Origin of the sequence: Chromobacterium sinusclupearum (genome assembly GCF_002902845.1) — a bacterium.
In the GTDB taxonomy this organism is placed as follows: Bacteria; Pseudomonadota; Gammaproteobacteria; order Burkholderiales; family Chromobacteriaceae; genus Chromobacterium; species Chromobacterium sinusclupearum.
Genome location: NZ_PPTF01000101.1, coordinates 1 through 2,581, shown reverse-complemented (window position 1 = coordinate 2,581; position 2,581 = coordinate 1). Strand labels below are relative to the sequence as shown.

Below are 2,581 nucleotides of genomic sequence, written 5' to 3'. Positions count from 1 at the left end.
CAGGTCTTCCTCTTCCTTCAGGCCGGCCAGGTTCAGCACTTCGCTGTCGCTTTCCTCGCGGATCACGTCCACCATCGCGTCCACCGTCAGCCGGCCCAGCAGCATGCCGCGCTCGTCCACCACCGGCGCCGTCACCAGATCATAACGCTCGAACGCCTGGGCGGCGTCCAGCGCCGGCTCGTCCGGATGAAAGCTCACCACCTCGGTGGCCATCACGTCGGCCACCTCGGCCTCGGGGTCGGACACCAGCAGCTTGCGGATGGCCAGCACGCCCTTCAGCCGCCCGGCCTCGTCGGTGACGAAAATCTTGTCGGTCTGGTTCGGCAGCTCGTCGAAGCGCCGCAGGTAGCGCAACACCACCTCGCAGCTGACATCGGCGCGAATCTTCACCAGCTCGAAATCCATCAGCGCGCCGACGCGGTCTTCGCCATAGGACAGCACTTCCTGCAACTGGCCGCGCGCTTCTTCATCCAGCCGCGCCATCGCCTCGTACACCACCTGGCGCGGCAGGTCCGGCGCCAGCTCGGCCAGATCGTCGGTGTCCAGCTCAGCCAGCGCGGCCACCAGCTGATCCGGGTCCATCACCTCGATCAGCGACTCGCGCACCGCGTCGGACACTTCCAGCAGGATGGCGCCGTCGCGGGCAGGATCGGTCTGATCCCAAGCCAGCAGTCGATCCTCCAGCGGCAGCGCCTCCAGCACATGGGCGATGTCGGCCGGATGCAGTTGCGCCAGCTTCTGTTTCAGTTCAGCGAGGTTGTGCCGCGGCGCCAGGGCATCGGCCGCGTCCTCGCCATCCTGGCGCGCGGCGGTCGATTCAAGCTCGCGTTGACGCTCGATCAGGCGCTGCACCAGACCGAGGCTTTCTTGCAGACGATCGGCGGATTGTTGCTTGAAGGCAACCGTCATGCACGTCTCCTTCCGCCCAGAGGGCGCAGACGGGCTGACTATCTGAGACGGGATTTATTCGTTAGGGGTAGAGCGGGGTGGAATCGCGGGGTAACTGGGCAAGTCCATGCGGTTTCGCCGCGCAAGGGCGCGCGGCAACAAAAATAACGGTGCGGATTGTAACACGCCACAACAAATCGCTCCAAGCCGGCAACCGCGCCATCTATTGCGCCGCATCATCCGCCGCGATCGCGCGCCTGGAAAAAGAAAACGGACGGCGGCGGCCGTCCGTTCCATCATGAGCGAGCGCCAGCCTTACGGCAGATCGGCGTATGCCATTCGACGCTGGATGATGCGGGTCTTTTTGGCCAGACCCGGCGCATTGCGATGATCGTCGTAATAGCGCGGATTCGGCACCATGGCCGCCAGCTTGGCCGCCTGGCTGGAGGATAGCCTGGATGCGCTGGTACGGAAGTAATGACGCGAGGCCGCCTCGGCCCCGAACACGCCATTGCCCCATTCGATCACATTCAGATAGATCTCGAAGATGCGCCGCTTGTCCATGGTCTTCTCCAGCATCACCGTGATCAGCGCTTCTTCCAGCTTGCGCCACGGCGTCTTGCCGCTGGACAGGAACAGGTTCTTGGCCAGCTGCTGGCTGATGGTGGAGCCGCCGGCGACGATGCGCCCCTTCTTCAAGTTCTTCTCGAACGCCACCTCGATGCCATCCCAGTCGAAACCTTCGTGGTCGACGAACTTGGCGTCCTCCGCCGCGATCAAGGCCCGCTTCAGATTGGGCGATATCCGCTCGTACGGCACCCATTTATGGCTCAGCTCGGCCTCCGGATCGTCCTGCTGCAACTTCGCCAACTGCTCGTTCATGAAGGAGCTGGCATCCGGATTATGGCTGCGCCAGTACAGGATATGGCCGAACACCCACAGGTTATACAGTACAAAGGCGGCCACCAGGGCCGCCAGAATTTTCAGGATCCAGCGCGTCATGCTCAGGCCAGCACTTCCCTGAGCATATTGGTCACTTTGCGCGTTTCCGGCTGCACCCCGCGCCAGATGGCGAACGATTCCGCCGCCTGCTCCACCAGCATGCCCAGGCCGTCGGCCAGCATGCCTGCGTTTTCGCCCTGGGCGCGTTGCAGGAACGGCGTCAGGCCGGAGCTGTACACCATGTCGTAGGCCAGCGTGCGGGCGGTGAACACGCCGCGCGGCAGCGGCGGCATTTCGTTGTTCAGGCTGGTGGACGTGGCGTTGATGATGATGTCGAAGCTGCGGCCTTGCAGCGCGTCGTAGCCGACGGCCTCCACTTTTCCATAACGGGCGAAGTGATGCGCCAGCGCTTCGGCCTTGATCACGGTGCGGTTGGCGATGGTCAGGCTGGACGGCTTCTGCTCCAGAATGGGTTCCAGCACGCCGCGCACCGCGCCGCCGGCGCCCAGGATCAGCACGCGCTGGCCGTAGATCGGGTAATCCAGGTTTTCCACGATGTCGCGCACCAGCCCCACGCCGTCGGTGTTGTCGCCGTAGACCTTGCCGTCGCGGAACGTCAGCGTGTTCACCGCCTCGGCCGCGCGCGCGCGCTCGGTCAGCTCCTGAGCGTAGCGATAGGCGTCGCTCTTGAACGGCAGGGTGATATTGAGCCCCTTTCCGCCATGGGCGACAAACTCGTCGACGACGTCCT

Annotated in this window: 3 protein-coding genes; all 3 read right to left on the bottom strand. The window is 64.1% G+C overall.

Features of this window, described 5'->3' with window-relative positions:
* On the bottom strand, positions 1–909 hold a 909-nt coding region (locus C2134_RS20400; RefSeq protein ID WP_146042239.1), incomplete at its 3' end, for a magnesium transporter.
* A 294-nt stretch (positions 910–1,203) separates the two neighbouring features.
* Positions 1,204–1,890 (bottom strand): monofunctional biosynthetic peptidoglycan transglycosylase, encoded by a 687-nt coding sequence (mtgA, locus tag C2134_RS20395; RefSeq protein ID WP_103321893.1) that lies wholly within the window; start codon positions 1,888–1,890, stop codon positions 1,204–1,206.
* Positions 1,891–1,892: 2 nt separating this feature from the next.
* On the bottom strand, positions 1,893–2,581 hold a 689-nt coding region (aroE, locus tag C2134_RS20390; protein ID WP_103321892.1), incomplete at its 5' end, for a shikimate dehydrogenase.